Consider the following 14,401-nt stretch of genomic DNA (forward strand, 5'->3'; position numbering starts at 1 on the left):
TTTCCCGTCAATTCGGATCTGGCGATGACAATGGCTGCCGCGATCGAAAGCACGGCAGAAGCGCCGGCGCGGTCGAAACCAGGCCGCATCGCGCATATCGACCTGTTAAGCGATCTCGAATCCGCCGAAACCCTCTGGCGGAGCCTCGAGACACCCGAGCAGCTTTTCACGCCTTATCAGCGGCTTGATTTTCTCGCCTGCTGGCAGCGCGAGGTCGGCTCGCGCGACAATGCGACGCCGCTGGTCGTGATCGGCTATGATGCCGAGCACCGCCCGCTGCTGCTGCTGCCGCTCATCCTCAAGCAAAGCCATGGCGTTCGCGTCGCCTCCTTCATGGGCGGCAAGCATACAACCTTCAACATGGCGCTGTGGGATCGCGCCTTTGCCGCGGCGGCCCAACGCGCCGATCTCGATGCGGTCATCCACGAACTCCGCGAACGGTCCGCGGCCGACGTGCTCGCGCTGGCGCAGCAGCCGCTGCGCTGGCGCGATGTGCAGAACCCGTTTGCGCTGTTGCCGCATCAGCCCTCGGTCAATGATTGCCCGGTGTTGAACATGCAGCCGGGTGCTCCGTCTTCATCGCTGATCAGCAACTCCTTCCGCAAGCGGCTGCGGGCCAAGGAACGCAAGCTGGAGAAACTTCCCGGTTACCGTCATCACGTCGCGACGGAAGATGCGGAAATCGATCGCCTGCTCGACTGGTTCTTCCGCATCAAGCCGCTGCGCATGGCGCAGCAAGGGCTGCCGAACGTATTCGCCGATCCGGGCGTTGCGGATTTCGTCCGCAAGGCCTGCCTGACACGACGGCCCGGCGAGGGCCGCGTGATCGATATCCATGCGCTGCAGTGCGATGAGGAGATCATCGCGCTCTATGCCGGGGTTGCCGACGGCTATCGCTTCTCGATGATGTTCAACACCTACACGCTCTCGGATCACTCCCGCTATAGCCCGGGCCTGATCCTGCTGCGCAACATCGTCGATCATTATGCGGCACGCGGCTATCGTGCCCTCGATCTCGGCATCGGCTCGAACGACTACAAACATCTGTTCTGCAAGAGCGCGGAGCCGATCTTCGACAGTTTCATTCCGCTCAATGCCCGCGGCAGGCTTGCGGCGGCAGCGATGTCCGTCCTCGCTCGCGGCAAGCGTGCGGTGAAGCGCAACCCGGCGCTCCTTCGCCTGGCCCAAGGCGTTCGCAAAGCGCTCCGCTAAGACACGGCGCGCGAGGTCAGGCTGCGAACACGCGCGGCGCTGGATCCGGAGTATCCGACGGCTCAGCCGGCTTGCTCAGCATCGTCACGCTGCCGAAACCGACGGCCTTGAGCTGTTCGCATAAGAGAGTGCGGGCGTCCGCCTGCATCGCTGCATCCGGCACCACCACCGCTCGCGCATTGGCGGTGAGCAGTTCGGCCGGCAGATCGGAGGCCAGGCCAGCGTCGAGCAGCACGTGATCATACACACGAGACAGGGCGTCGATCGCGAGCATCAGCCGCGGCGACTGCAACAAGCCGCGGTCGAACCCGGGACGCCCGGCGCTGACCAGATGAACGCGCGAGAGCCGATCACGGGTGATGATTTGCGAGAACGAGGCCTCACCCTGCATCAGTTCGGCGATGCCTGGTGCGACCGGATCGACCGAGCTGGCGTGAAACATCGGCGAGGACGCCGCGAGGTCGACCAGGACCACCCGCGCGCTCCGGGCAAGCAGGCGCGCCAAGGTCAATGCCGTGAACGTAATGCCGTCACCGCTCGCGGTGCCGAGCACGGTGACCCTGCGGCCCGCCTCGCCGGCTCCGGCCAGCGCTTGCGCCAACTCTTCGATCTCGCCGAGAGCGGGCGCCGCTTCGGCAGGCGCTTGCGCGTCGATGTGCGTTTCCACCGCAGCAGGCGCAAGGGGCGGAGCAGGTTCGAACACAGGCTCTGTGGCGACGTGAACCGCAGGCTCAACCGCAGGTGCCTCCGGAAGTTGCGACGCGCCCGTGAAGGCCGCAACCGCGCGCGGCGCCGTGATGCGCAGGAGTTCGCCGGTCACGATCACGCCGGCACTCAGCATCAGCGTCGCCAGCGTCGCGATCAGGACGATCGGCAGCTTCTTCGGATAGGCGGGCGTATTGGAGACGATGGCGCGGGAGATGATGCGGCCATCCGACGGCGTGGCATCGATGGTCTCGCGCGTCGTGGCCTCGCGATATTTGGCAAGATAGGACTCGAGGAGATCGCGCTGGGCCTTGGCCTCCCGCTCCAGCGCGCGGAGCTGGACGTCCTGGCCGTTGGAGGACGAGGCTTGCTTTTTCAGTTGATCCAGGCTCGCACTCAAGCTCTCGACGCGCCCGCCGGCGATCCGCGCGTCATTTTCTAGCGATCGGGAGATCTTGGCGGCCTCGTCGCGAATCTGATGGTCGAGATCGGCAAGCTGCGCCTTCAGTTCCTTGATGCGCGGGTGATTATCGAGCAAGGTCGAGGACTGCTCGGCGAGCTGCGCGCGCAAGGTCACCCGCTGTTCGGTCAGGCGGCGCATCAGCTCGGAATTGAGCACTTCCGAAGCCTCGATCGGCTTGCCGCTCTGGAGCATTTCGCGGATCAGCCGCGCCTTGGTCTCGGCGTCCGATTTGAGCGCTCGCGCATTGTTCAATTGGGTATTGACCTCGCCCAACTGCTGGTTGGACAAAGTGGTGTTGTTGGTGCCGACGAACAGGCTCGACTTGGAACGGAAGTCCTCGACGCGCGCCTCGGCGTCGGCGACCCTCTGACGCAGACTGTCGATCTCGCCCGCCAGCCATTGGCTCGCCGCCTTGGCCTGCTGCTGCTTGGCATTCTGCTGCAGGACCAGGTAGCCGTCGGCGATCGAATTGGCGACGCGCGCCGCCAGCTCCGGATCCTGCGACTGAAACTCCACGACGATGACGCGCGATTTGTCGACGGCATAGGCCGTGAGACGCTCGAAATAGGAATCGAGCACACGCTCTTCCGGCGTCATCGAATAGGGATCCCGCCCGATCCCGAACAATGCCGCCAGCGATCTCAGCGGCGAGACACCGCGCAACACGGGATCGAACTCCGGCAGTTCGGCAAGCTTGTTCTTCTTGATCACCTCACGCGCCAGGTCGCGCGAGAGCACGAGCTGCACCTGGCTCGTCACCGCCTCGGGATCGAGCGCGGTACGCTCCTCGTTGCGCTCGCCATTTGGGCGCAAGAACACGTTTTCGCGCCCGTCGATCAGGATTCGCGCCTCGGATTTGTAGCGGGGCGTGATGACGTTGACGACGGCGACAGACAACACGGCCGCGAGCAAAGTCGGCACGATGATCCAGGTCCGCTTGCGCGCAAGCGCCTCGCCGAGCGCACGCAGATCGATATCGCCGGCCGCGACCGACATAACGGGTTTCAGTTCGGGAGCTGGCGCAGGCTTTTCGACGGCCTCTCGGGCCTCAGCCTTGTTCCCGTCCCCACGCCAGAACGCCCAACGCATCACACACCCCCGAAGAACACGACCCCACTTTACCTTCTCCGATTACACTCCATTAAGGTTGAGGCGGAGTTAATCCCGCGCGACGAAAGAGGCGCTGAAAACAGTCGCGCTTATGCTTTGTTAACCACCAAAGCCCTTAATCGGAATCGAGATTTCCCGAAGGTTGTGCCGTGCCAGGCGCGCGTGCCGTCGAGAGCCGTGTAATCGCCCGCGCGCGCCAGCATAGGCTGGTTCTGATCATGTCCCCGCCCCCCGACCGGCCGCTTCGCATCCTGCACGCCGTCCGCGCGCCCGTCGGCGGAATCTTCCGTCATATCCTCGACCTCGCCAATGGACAGGCCGATCGCGGCTATCAGGTCGGCATCCTCGCCGACAGCCTCACAGGCGGCGAGCGCGCGGACAAGGCGTTGGCCGCTATCGCGCCACGCCTCAAGCTCGGCGTTCATCGGCTCGCCATTCGCCGCGAACCGTCGGCGACGGATGGTTTGGTGTGGGCGCAGTTCATGCGCCTGATCCGTCGCTTGCGCCCGGACGTGCTGCACGGGCATGGCGCCAAAGCCGGCGCTTTCATTCGCTTAAGACCCCGCTCGAAATCGGCCATCCGCGTCTACACCCCGCATGGGGGCTCGCTGCACTACCCGCCTGAGACGTTCAAGGGCGCGTTCTACAGCCGCCTCGAGCGCGCACTGATGGACAGCACCGATCTGTTCCTGTTCGAAAGCGCATTCGCGCGCAACACCTATCAGCGCATCATCGGCACGCCGAAAAGCGTGGTGCGCTGCGTGTTCAACGGTGTGACCGCGGACGAGTTCGATCCTGTCCGCAAGGCGGATGATGCAACCGACCTCGTCTATGTCGGCGAGTTCCGGCACATCAAGGGCGCCGATCTCCTGATCGACGCGGTGGCGCGTCTGCATGCCGAGGGCAAGCCATTGACGCTGACGCTGGCCGGCGATGGCGAGGAAACGGCGGCGCTGAAGGCGCAAGTCGAAAGGCTGGCTTTGACCCATTCGGTGCGCTTCATTGGTCACGTCAAGGCGCGCGACGGCTTTACCGGGGGGCGGCTCCTGGTCGTCCCTTCACGCGGCGACTCCATGCCTTATGTCGTGATCGAGGCGGGCGCCGCGGGGATCCCGATGGTTGCCGCCAGGGTCGGCGGCATTCCGGAAATCTTCGGCCCCCACTGCGAGTCCCTGTTCGCCCCGAGCGACGTCGCGGCGATGGCCGATGCGATCAAGACTGCGCTCAATGATCCCGAAGCAATGCTGGCGCGCGCCAAGGCCCTGCGCGAGCGCATCTTCGCGGATTTCTCGCAGAAGGCGATGGTCGAGGGCGTACTGGCCGGTTACCGCGATGCATTCGCCACGCTCTCGAACGCCCGGAAATGATTCAGTAACCCTCGTTTACCAAGCTAACAGTTTCTTCCGAATTGTCCGCTAAGCCCCGTCCTGGGGGCATTCCGCATTGGCGCGCCAACACCTATTTGGCGCACGGCAACGGGACGTGGACGACAGTGGAACCGATCAACGCACGCTCGATGTTGGATGCCGCGGCTTTCGCCGCGACGGCGACAACGGACGGCCGCCCCCTGGTTGAAAGGCGACGCCGGCTTTCACCGGCCGCGCTCGCGGTGGCCGATCAGAAGGTCGGCCGCGCCTACTCGCCGATCGTGATCGCAGGCGTCGTGCGCCTCGCCGATTTTCTGCTCTTGAGCGCAGTCGGGCTTACGCTCTACTTCGGCTACGTGGTCCGGCTCGACGGTTTTCGCTGGGAATATGTCGCCGCCATCTTCGCGATGACGATCGCCACCGTGGTCTGCTTCCAGGCCGCGGACATCTACCAGGTGCAGGTGTTTCGCGGCCAGCTCCGGCAGATGACGCGAATGATCTCATCCTGGGCGTTCGTGTTCCTGCTGTTCATGGGTGCGTCCTTCCTTGCCAAGATGGGCGGCGCCGTGTCGCGGCTCTGGCTGTCCGCGTTCTTCTCCCTGGGCCTTGCGGCGTTGATCGCCGAACGGCTGATCCTGCGCACCCTGGTGCGGCGCTGGGCACGGCAGGGTCGGCTCGACCGTCGCACCGTCATTATCGGCGCCGACCAAAGCGGCGAACAACTGATACGGGCGCTGAAGGCGCAGCAGGATTCAGATATTTGCGTGCTCGGCGTGTTCGACGACCGCAATGATGATCGCGCGCTGGAGACCTGCGCCGGCGTTCCGAAACTGGGCAAGGTCGACGACATCGTCGAATTTGCCCGGCGCACCCGCGTCGACCTAGTGTTGTTCGCGCTGCCGATTTCGGCGGAGACGCGCATCCTGGAAATGTTGAAGAAGTTGTGGGTGCTGCCGGTCGACATCCGCCTTTCCGCGCACACCAACAAGCTGCGCTTCCGCCCCCGCTCCTACTCCTATCTCGGCAAGGTGCCCACGCTCGACGTGTTCGAGGCGCCCATCACCGATTGGGATCTGGTGATGAAATGGCTGTTCGATCGCGTCGTCGGCGGCATGATCCTTCTGGCCGCGCTGCCGGTCATGGCGCTGGTGGCGCTGGCGATCAAACTCGACAGTCCGGGCCCGGTGCTGTTCCGGCAGAAGCGCTTCGGCTTCAACAATGAGCGCATCGACGTCTTCAAGTTTCGCTCGCTCTACCATCACCAGGCCGACCCGACCGCCTCGAAGGTGGTGACCAAGGACGATCCGCGCGTCACCCGCGTCGGGCGCTTCATCCGCAAGACGAGCCTTGACGAGCTGCCGCAGCTCTTCAACGTCGTCTTCAAGGGCAATCTCTCGCTGATCGGCCCGCGCCCGCATGCCGTGCAGGGCAAGCTGCAGAGCCGCCTGTTCGACGAAGCGGTCGACGGCTATTTCGCACGCCATCGCGTCAAGCCAGGCATCACCGGTTGGGCCCAGATCAACGGCTGGCGCGGCGAGATCGACAACGAAGAGAAGATCCAGAAGCGCGTCGAGTTCGACCTCTACTACATCGAGAACTGGTCGGTGCTGTTGGACGCTTGCATTCTCTTGAAGACGCCGATCGCCCTGATGACCAAGAGCGAGAACGCGTATTGAGGTTTTATTTCGGTGTCATCGCCCGGCTCGACCGGGCGATCCCGTGATCCGAGGCGGCGAACATCACATCGGCTGCTCGGATGACTGGATCCCCTGCTTTCGCGGGGCATGACGCACCAGTGGTTGCCGTGTACGAGTTGCGTTGAGTACCGTGTGATGGGCTATGCAGCGACAACCGAGATCTCACCGCCCGTAGCAGCGCCGGGCGTGCTCGCCCTGCAGCGCACGCTGGTGTGGCTGGCCGGCGCGGCCAGCGCCATCGTCTTCATCGAGCCCAGCCCCTACGAGTTCGTGACGCTCTGCGCCGCCGTGCTGTTCTTCGCCACTGGCCTCAGGCTGCGAGTGGTGTTCATGCCGCTGCTCGCGCTCCTGGTCCTGGTGAATATCGGCTACAGCATCGGTGCGATCCCGCTATTTGGCGAATCCGACGTGTTGAACTGGATCATGACGTCCTGGTACATGGCCGTCACCGTGATCTTTTTCGCCCTTGTCATCGCCGAGGATACCCCGGCGCGGCTCGACATGCTGCGCCGCGGCCTCATTGTCGGCGGGATGATCGCTTCGCTTGCGGCGATCGCCGGCTATTTCGATCTCGTGCCCGGCGGCCACGATCTGTTGACACTCTATGAGCGCGCGCGCGGCACCTTTAAGGATCCGAACGTGCTCGGCGCCTACCTGATCCTTCCGGCCTTGTTTGCGCTCCAGAACGTCGTCTCGCAACGCTTCGCGAAAGCATCCCGCAACGCGATCGCCTTCGGCATCATAGCGCTGGCCATTCTACTGGCCTTTTCCCGCGCCGCCTGGGGCGGGCTCATCCTTACCGCCGCCTTCATGCTGGCGCTGATGGTGTTGACCAGCACCTCGCGCGCCGAGCGCTCGCGCATCGTGGTGATGGCAACCATCGCCGTCGTCCTCGGCGTAGTGCTGGTTGCCGTGCTCCTGTCGTTCGACTCCATCTCGGAGATGTTCCGCCAACGCGCGAGTCTCGAGCAGAGTTACGACGAAGGCCGGTTCGGACGTTTCGGCCGCCATATCCTCGGCGCCGAGATGGCGCTCGACCTGCCCTTCGGCATCGGCCCCCTGCAATTCCACCGCTACTTCCCTGAAGACACCCATAACTCCTATCTCAACGCCTTCATGTCGGGCGGCTGGCTGTCCGGTATCTGCTATCCTGCGCTGGTCTTTCTCACGGTCATGCTGGGATTCCGGCACGTTTTCGTCCGCGTGCCCTGGCGAGGCGCTTATCTTGTGATCTTCTCGGCCTTCCTCGGCACCGTCGGCGAAGGCTTTGTGATCGATACCGACCACTGGCGCCACTTCTGGCTGATGCTCGGCGCGATGTGGGGAATGATCGCCGCGGCGCAGCGTTACAAGGCGGCTGATGGGGCTGCCATAGCCGCACCGGAAACCCGCAGCTAAAGCAGCCCGCCTCCCAATCTCCGGCGTCATTGCGAGCGCAAGCGAAGCAATCCAGGCTTTCTCCGCAGATGCAGTCTCGATTGCTCCGTCGCTTTCGCTCCTCGCAATGACGGGCTTGGCTGACGGACATTGACAGGCCAAAACAAATAAAGAGCATCTGTCATGAGAGATGGAGGGATTATCGAGATGCGGTTCATCTTGGCTGCATTACTTGGGGTCGTGCTGGCGGCGCCGGCGCATGCTTCCTGCGAGTGCCGCTGCGTCGAGGGCGAGATGCAGGCCCTATGCAGCAGTTCGATCGACATCGCGCCGATCTGCCCTGCCACGGTTTGCGCAATTCCTCCGCCTTCGATCGCGCCAATCCAGCCGCCGCAGGTCGCCCCGCTTGGCACGTCCGAGTGCTCGCCGCGTCAGGTGCTCAATCCCGACACGCATCGCTACGAGTGGCGCAGGCTCTGCAATTGATTGAGATCAGGCGTCGAACCCACGGCGCTGCCGCTTGTTAGCTCATTGCCGGGCTCGCCCCTTCTTCTTCGGCGCCGCAGGCTTCTGCGTCTGCGTATCGACAAGCCCCTTGAGCACACCGGTCGCTTCCAACGACGCCTTGTAGCCTTGCTTGGCAAAGTTGAGCAGTAGCTGCAGTTCGGCGTCCGAATAGCCGCTCCAGAGCTTCTGCATCGCCTTCTGCAGCGGCACGTAGAGCTCTCCGATCCTGGCCGCAGCCTCCGGCACGATCGCAATGAAGACCTTGCGCCGATCCGTCTCGTCACGCTCGCGGCGCACGAACCCTGCTTTTTCCAGCCGGTCGATAACGCCCGTGATCGCGCCGGTGGTCAGTCCCGTGACCTCGGCGAGCCGGCCCGCCGTGACGCGTCCTTCCAGATTGAGCACATCCATGCAGTCGAGGTCCGAACCGGAGACGCCGGCGACATCGGCAACGGTCTGCCCGTAGAGCACGCCCTGTGCGGACGCCCGCCGCATCGCTTCCTCCAATTCCTGCAACAGTGCAGCCCGCACCTTCGGTCTTGACAACGGTCACCTCATTACTTAGAAGCTTAATGTCTTATACGCTAAGATAATTAGCCAATGACTATCTTACAACTGCCTCGCACCATGGAGCAAGAGATGACCCGAACTCCCCGCAAGGCCTTGATCATTGGTGGTGGCATCGCCGGCCCTGCCACCGCGATCTTTCTCAAGAGAGCCGGCATCGAGGCGGCCATCTATGAAGCTTGGCCCTATGCAACCGGCATCGGCGGCGGGCTGCAGATTGCGCCCAACGGCATGCATGTGCTGGCCGAACTCGGCCTTGCGGAACAGATGATCCGCCGCGGTGCGGTCACCGAATCCTTCGATTTCCACTCCCGTAATGGCACCAGGCTCGGCTCGATCAACCGCAATATGCGAGAGCGTTTCGGCCAGCCGGCGGTGAGCATGTCCCGCGCCGCCTTGAACGAGGAGCTGGTCGACATGGCCTGGTCGTCCTGTGTCGCGGTGCATTTCGAGAAGCGCCTTGCGTGCATCGAAGATCGCGCGGACCGACCGATCGTCGCCCATTTCACCGACGGATCCAGTGCCGAGGGCGACTTCCTGATCGGAGCCGACGGCGTGCATTCGGCGGTGCGCCAGCACGTCGTGCCGGACGGACCAAAGCCCTTCAACACCGGCCTGATCGGCTTCGGCGGCTTCGCGCCGCGCGCGGTGCTCGATGACGCGGCGATCGGGCCGCGCATCGAAGCGACGTTCGGGCAAAGCGGGTTTTTCGGCTATGGCTATTGCAGCCCTGATCCCGACCACGGCGTGATGTGGTGGAGCACGCAACCTTCGCAAGGCCTCGACGCCGCCACGTATCGCGCGATGAGCCAAGCAGCCCTGCGGCGGCATTTGCACGATTTCCATGCCGGCTGGCACGATCCGATCGCCCGCATCATTGATGCGGCCGACAATATCGGCGTCACCGACACGCTGGATGTAGCGAGCCTGCCGATCTGGTCGCGCGGCCGCACTCTCCTGATCGGCGATGCCGCTCATGCCACCAGCCCGCATGCCGGCCAGGGTGCCTCGCTTGCGCTCGAGGACGCACTGCGGCTGGCGCGGCTGATGCGGGAGCATGGTGAGTTGCGGGCCACGTTCGAGACGTTCGAGGCCGAACGCCGGCCGCGCGTCGAGCGGGTCGTGGCGCTTGCCCGGCGCAACGGCAGCAACAAGCGGGAGTTCAGCGCCACCGGCGCGTGGATTCGCGACCGGATGATGCAGCTTCTCATCCCCTTCGCTTCGAAGGGTATGGACTGGATGTACGCCTACAATCCCGCCGCGCTTACGTCTCCACGCGAAAGGTCAAACCTGCATTATCGACGAGCCGCTTGATCAACGCGTCACGCATCGCGGCGCCCGGGGTCCAGAATCCGGCGGGAACGTCGGGCGCGTCGCGCAGCAGGCAGATGGCGCATTCGGAGATCATCTTTGAGGTCGAGCCGTAGCCGGGGTCGCGGTCACCAGTGACGACAGCGCGGACTTGGCGTCCATCGGGCGCGATCGCGACATAGAGCAGATCGAAGCGGCCGCTCTCGCGCTCTTCTTTTGACGGTCCCTCGCCCGGCTTGGGTGCATTCGGGCCGGTCTTTTCGGCATTGGCGGCCATCACCTTCTTGGCATTCGCCGCGCCTTCCTCGCCGGGCCCCGTCAGCGCCATCTCGTCGTAGACGAAGTCCTTGCCGTAGGGAAAGCCCATCAGCATGTTGGAGCGATGGACATTGCGCGTGTTGATGGTCGCCATCATGAACGGTGCGGACCAGGATTGCAGGTCTTCTTCATAAACCGGCTTGCTGCCTGGCGGTTGTTTCGGACCCTCAAAGCCGGGGGTCAATGCAAACGGGTTCTTCAGGATCGCAACCAGACTGAGATCCTTGGCCACCGCATCAAAGGTCGCCTTTGCGCTCGCCGCCGTGCCGCCGGACAGCGTCCCGCGCATCTCGCGCACGCGACCCTTGACGCGGGGAGCGGGCGCGCCGAACACGCGCCGGGCTTCCTTCTGCACAAAATATGCGCCGAGCTCGAACGGCACCGAGTCGAACCCGCAGGAGAATACGATGCGCGCGCCGCTCGCTTTCGCGGCTGCCTCGTGCTTATCGATCATCTGCCGCATCCACACCGGCTCGCCGCAGAGATCGATATAGTCGGTGCCAGATGCCGCGCAGGCCGCCACCAGATCGGAGCCATAGAGCTGGTAGGGACCGACGGTCGAGATCACCAGTCCGGCTTGCGCGATCATCGCCTGCAGAGAAGCCGGATCGCTGGAGTCGGCAGCGATCAGGGGCGTGTCGGCCGCAGCGCCAATGGCGTCGCGCACTTTGGCCAGCTTCTCCAGGCTGCGCCCGGCCATCGCCCATTTCAGTTGCTTGTCATCGCGGTAATGCGTGGCGAGATATTCCGCCACGAGCTGGCCGGTGAAACCGGTCGCGCCATAAACGATGATGTCGAATTTCGACGAAGAGGTCATACTGAGTTCCTGAGTTTCCCGTCATTGCGATCCTCGGACCTTCTAGTCCCGGGAAGGCCCTGGAAGCAAATCGTCTGTCTTACCGGTGAGGCGATAGCCGATGAGGCCTATCCATTCGCGCATTGCCAGGTCGGTCAGCGCGAGTCCTTCGGCCGCGAGCGCGCTGAAGGCGATGAGATCCGCCGGTCCGCCGAGATGCCAGTCCACGGGATAAGGCTCGACCACAAAGCCCGCTTTTCGGAACAGCCCGATCGCGCGCGGCATATGATAGGCCGAGGTGACGAGCAGCCAGCGTTCGCCCGGTTTGGGCGCGGCAACGGCCTTTGAAAATTCCGCATTCTCGAACGTGTTGCGCGAGCGGCGCTCGAAGATCAGCCGCGACCTCTCGATGCCAAGGCTGTCGAAAACCATCGCCGCATAGTCGGCCTCGCGTGCGTCGTTCGAGATCAGGTTGGGGCTGCCGCCGGTGAAGACGATGCGTGCGTTGGGATATTTGCGGGCGAGCGCAGCGCCTGCGATGATGCGATCGGCCGCGCTTCGCACCACCGGCGCTGCGCGTGCGGCCGAGATATCGGAGTCGATCGGCCCGCCCAAAATGACGATCCCGTCGGGCGCGCCGCGCCTCGCATCCCAGGCCGGAAACCGACTCTCCAGCGGATAGAGCAAAACGTTGCCCAGCGGAGAGAAGCCGCAGAGCGCAAGCAACAAAATGGTCAGCACAACAAGCGCGCGACCGGCAGAGGCAAATCGGGTCAAGAGCAGAAGCAGGCCGAGAACGCCGATCCCGATCAGGAAATTCGTCGGCAGCAGCGCGATGCCGATGGTTTTGGAGAGAACGAAAAACAAGGAAATCTCTTTCGAATGAATTGCGCGGGCAAGCCTGGCGCCATGTCATACGCGGACTTGATCCGCCTATCCATCTGCCCGCATAAAAAGGGCGATCAAAAATGACGGCGTGCCGGGCGTACACCATCTGAAAAGAAGGCCTTCTCATGACCCATCATCATCTGGATTCGAGCCCGGAGACCTGCCACTGGGGTTTTTTCGAGGCCAAGCTGAAGCCCGTGCTCACCATCGACAGCGGCGATGACGTCACGATCGATACCATCAGCGGTGGACCGGACGTGGTCCCGGACCGCAGCCGATTTCACATTCCGCCCGAATTGTTCGAGGTGCACACCAGGAATGAACGGATGGTGCCGGGTCATATCCTGACCGGCCCGATCGCGGTTCGCGGCGCCGAGCCGGGCGACGTTCTCGAAATCGATATCCTCGAGGTCAAGCTCAGGCAGGATTGGGGCTACAACCTGATCCGCCCGCTCGCGGGCACCCTGCCCGACGATTTCACCGAGCCGCGGCTCCTGAACATTCCGCTCGATCTCACGCGCATGGTGGGCCGGTTGCCTTGGGGGCTCGATCTGCCGCTGAAGCCTTTCTTCGGCGTGATGGGCGTCGCGCCGCCGCCCGCCTGGGGACGCATCTCCTCGCTGATCCCGCGCGCGATGGGCGGCAATCTCGACAACAAGGAGCTGGGCGCCGGCGCCAAACTTTATCTGCCCGTATTCGTGCCGGGCGCACTGTTTTCGTGCGGCGACGGCCACGGCGTGCAGGGCGATGGCGAAGTCTGCGTCACAGCGATCGAGACCGCGCTGCAAGGCCGCTTCCGCCTGACGCTGCGCAAGGACCTGCACCTCGATTACCCGCGCGCCGAGACGGCGACACACTACATGACCATGGCCATGGATCCCGATCTCGACCAATGCGTGGTGCGCGCCCTGCGCGACATGATCGTGCTGCTCGGGGAGAAGCGGAATCTCTCGCAGGAGCACGCCTACACCCTCTGCAGCCTGGCTGCCGATTTGCGGGTGACGCAAACCGTGAACGGCAGCAAGGGCATCCATTGCATGATCGCCAAGGACATCGTGCACGGCTGAGGCGGCTTCTTCGGCAATAAGGCCTCGCCAAATTCCCTCATTCCGGCGCGGGGCGCTTCTCGTCCCCACGAATCTGCCCCGCCGCGCGCGGCGCGGCGGACGTCCTTTCGCACGTCAAAACGGCCCCTGAAACGCGGCCTCCGACGCTCGCGCAGGCGGCCGCCGCCGGCGATTCGAAAAACATCCAACCGATTCAATGGATTAGGCAGAGACTGTACAACGGTCCATTTTCTAAATAGAGTCCTAATCGTTACTTTTCTGTACCCGCGTTAGAGCTTAGTTTTTCGTATGGCCACCGAGAAAGCCGAGACTGACCGCATTCCCGTGACCTTGGCGCTTTCGACGATCGCTTATCTCGAGAAACTGGTGAGGCAGGGCACCCACGGCACGAGCGTCCCCGGTGTCGCCAGGACCTTGATCGAGGAAGGCATCCGGAACGCCATCAAGGACGGGCTGCTGTCCATTCGGGACAACGGCAAGCCTTAACCGGGGTGTTTGCGTGACGCGGGAGGTGCGGTCGGCGGGCCAAGAGGGATCGAAAAGAGATCAAGCTTGGAAGCACCAACATGTCCGCCATCCAGCCGACCTGGACCACAGAACGTATCGAATTGCTGAAGATCCATTTTGCGGCCGGGCTGACTTGCCGCGAGATTGCCGAGCGGATCGGCGTCAGCCGCAATGCGGTGATCGGCAAGATTTCCCGTCTCAATCTCATGCGCGACAAGGCCGGCCCTGCCCGGAAAGAGCGGTCCGGCGAGCCGCGGAAGCGAGCGGCCTCACGGCTGCGGCGCCAGATCTTGAGGGCCATCTCGGTCGAGGAAACACGGGCGGAGGAGGAGCCGATCGCCAACGGGCATCGCTGCTCGCTGTTCGAATTGAGCAAGCAAACCTGCCGCTGGCCGCTATCGACCCCGGGGGCGGCGGATTTCTGCTTCTGCGGCAACCCGCCGCTCGAAGGCCTGCCCTACTGCCCCCGTCACAGCCGCCTGGCGTACAGGATAAGCGTGCGATAGTCC

General features: G+C 63.7%; 13 protein-coding genes. 9 read left to right on the top strand and 4 right to left on the bottom strand.

The genetic code is table 11. The features are described from left to right. Positions 1 to 24: 24 nt before the first annotated feature. On the top strand, positions 25 to 1,212 hold the full coding sequence (locus P6U23_RS22625) for a GNAT family N-acetyltransferase (protein ID WP_407174793.1): 1,188 nt from the start codon (positions 25 to 27) through the stop codon (positions 1,210 to 1,212). Positions 1,213 to 1,228: 16 nt separating this feature from the next. On the opposite strand, the gene P6U23_RS22630 is transcribed toward P6U23_RS22625, so the two are convergent. After that, entirely contained in the window at positions 1,229 to 3,469 is a 2,241-nt protein-coding gene (locus tag P6U23_RS22630) for a GumC family protein (RefSeq protein WP_407174794.1), read from the bottom strand. 239 nt (positions 3,470 to 3,708) lie between these two features. Here P6U23_RS22630 and P6U23_RS22635 point away from each other — a divergent pair, with 239 nt between their 5' ends. From P6U23_RS22635 to P6U23_RS22650, 4 genes are all read left to right on the top strand, one after another. After that, positions 3,709 to 4,857, top strand: coding sequence for a glycosyltransferase family 4 protein (locus tag P6U23_RS22635; RefSeq protein WP_407174795.1), 1,149 nt, complete (start codon positions 3,709 to 3,711; stop codon positions 4,855 to 4,857). Between the two features lie 149 nt (positions 4,858 to 5,006). Further along, positions 5,007 to 6,533, top strand: a complete 1,527-nt coding sequence (locus P6U23_RS22640) for an undecaprenyl-phosphate glucose phosphotransferase (protein ID WP_407181545.1) — start codon at positions 5,007 to 5,009, stop codon at positions 6,531 to 6,533. 156 nt (positions 6,534 to 6,689) lie between these two features. Next, the gene (locus tag P6U23_RS22645) at positions 6,690 to 7,952 is read left to right on the top strand and encodes an O-antigen ligase family protein (protein WP_407181546.1); all 1,263 of its coding nucleotides are present in this window, start codon (positions 6,690 to 6,692) and stop codon (positions 7,950 to 7,952) included. A gap of 186 nt (positions 7,953 to 8,138) precedes the next feature. Further along, the gene (locus P6U23_RS22650; protein ID WP_407174796.1) at positions 8,139 to 8,417 is read left to right on the top strand and encodes a hypothetical protein; all 279 of its coding nucleotides are present in this window, start codon (positions 8,139 to 8,141) and stop codon (positions 8,415 to 8,417) included. 42 nt (positions 8,418 to 8,459) lie between these two features. Here P6U23_RS22650 and P6U23_RS22655 read toward each other — a convergent pair whose 3' ends face one another. Further along, the gene (locus P6U23_RS22655) at positions 8,460 to 8,933 is read right to left on the bottom strand and encodes a MarR family winged helix-turn-helix transcriptional regulator (RefSeq protein WP_407181547.1); all 474 of its coding nucleotides are present in this window, start codon (positions 8,931 to 8,933) and stop codon (positions 8,460 to 8,462) included. A gap of 144 nt (positions 8,934 to 9,077) precedes the next feature. Between P6U23_RS22655 and P6U23_RS22660 the strand changes: the two genes are divergently transcribed. After that, complete coding sequence (locus P6U23_RS22660) at positions 9,078 to 10,319, top strand: FAD-dependent monooxygenase (protein ID WP_407174797.1); 1,242 nt, start codon at positions 9,078 to 9,080, stop codon at positions 10,317 to 10,319. On the opposite strand, the gene P6U23_RS22665 is transcribed toward P6U23_RS22660, so the two are convergent. Next, positions 10,270 to 11,451 (bottom strand): saccharopine dehydrogenase family protein, encoded by a 1,182-nt coding sequence (locus P6U23_RS22665; protein WP_407174798.1) that lies wholly within the window; start codon positions 11,449 to 11,451, stop codon positions 10,270 to 10,272. The genes P6U23_RS22660 and P6U23_RS22665 overlap by 50 nt on opposite strands. Positions 11,452 to 11,493: 42 nt before the next feature. Further along, on the bottom strand, positions 11,494 to 12,297 hold the full coding sequence (locus P6U23_RS22670; RefSeq protein WP_407174799.1) for a YdcF family protein: 804 nt from the start codon (positions 12,295 to 12,297) through the stop codon (positions 11,494 to 11,496). Between the two features lie 146 nt (positions 12,298 to 12,443). On the opposite strand from P6U23_RS22670, the gene P6U23_RS22675 reads away from it, so the two are divergent. The 3 genes from P6U23_RS22675 to P6U23_RS22685 all read left to right on the top strand — a co-directional run bounded on the left by P6U23_RS22675 (position 12,444) and on the right by P6U23_RS22685 (position 14,398). Further along, on the top strand, positions 12,444 to 13,385 hold the full coding sequence (locus tag P6U23_RS22675; RefSeq protein WP_407174800.1) for an acetamidase/formamidase family protein: 942 nt from the start codon (positions 12,444 to 12,446) through the stop codon (positions 13,383 to 13,385). A gap of 288 nt (positions 13,386 to 13,673) precedes the next feature. Continuing rightward, positions 13,674 to 13,871, top strand: a complete 198-nt coding sequence (locus P6U23_RS22680) for a hypothetical protein (RefSeq protein ID WP_024506781.1) — start codon at positions 13,674 to 13,676, stop codon at positions 13,869 to 13,871. Between the two features lie 80 nt (positions 13,872 to 13,951). Then, positions 13,952 to 14,398 carry a GcrA family cell cycle regulator gene (locus tag P6U23_RS22685; RefSeq protein ID WP_407174801.1) on the top strand — a complete coding sequence of 149 codons (447 nt, stop codon included), beginning with the start codon at positions 13,952 to 13,954 and terminating at the stop codon, positions 14,396 to 14,398. Positions 14,399 to 14,401: the final 3 nt, after the last annotated feature.

This window comes from Bradyrhizobium sp. STM 3562, from assembly GCF_045571435.1.
In the GTDB taxonomy this organism is placed as follows: Bacteria; Pseudomonadota; Alphaproteobacteria; order Rhizobiales; family Xanthobacteraceae; genus Bradyrhizobium.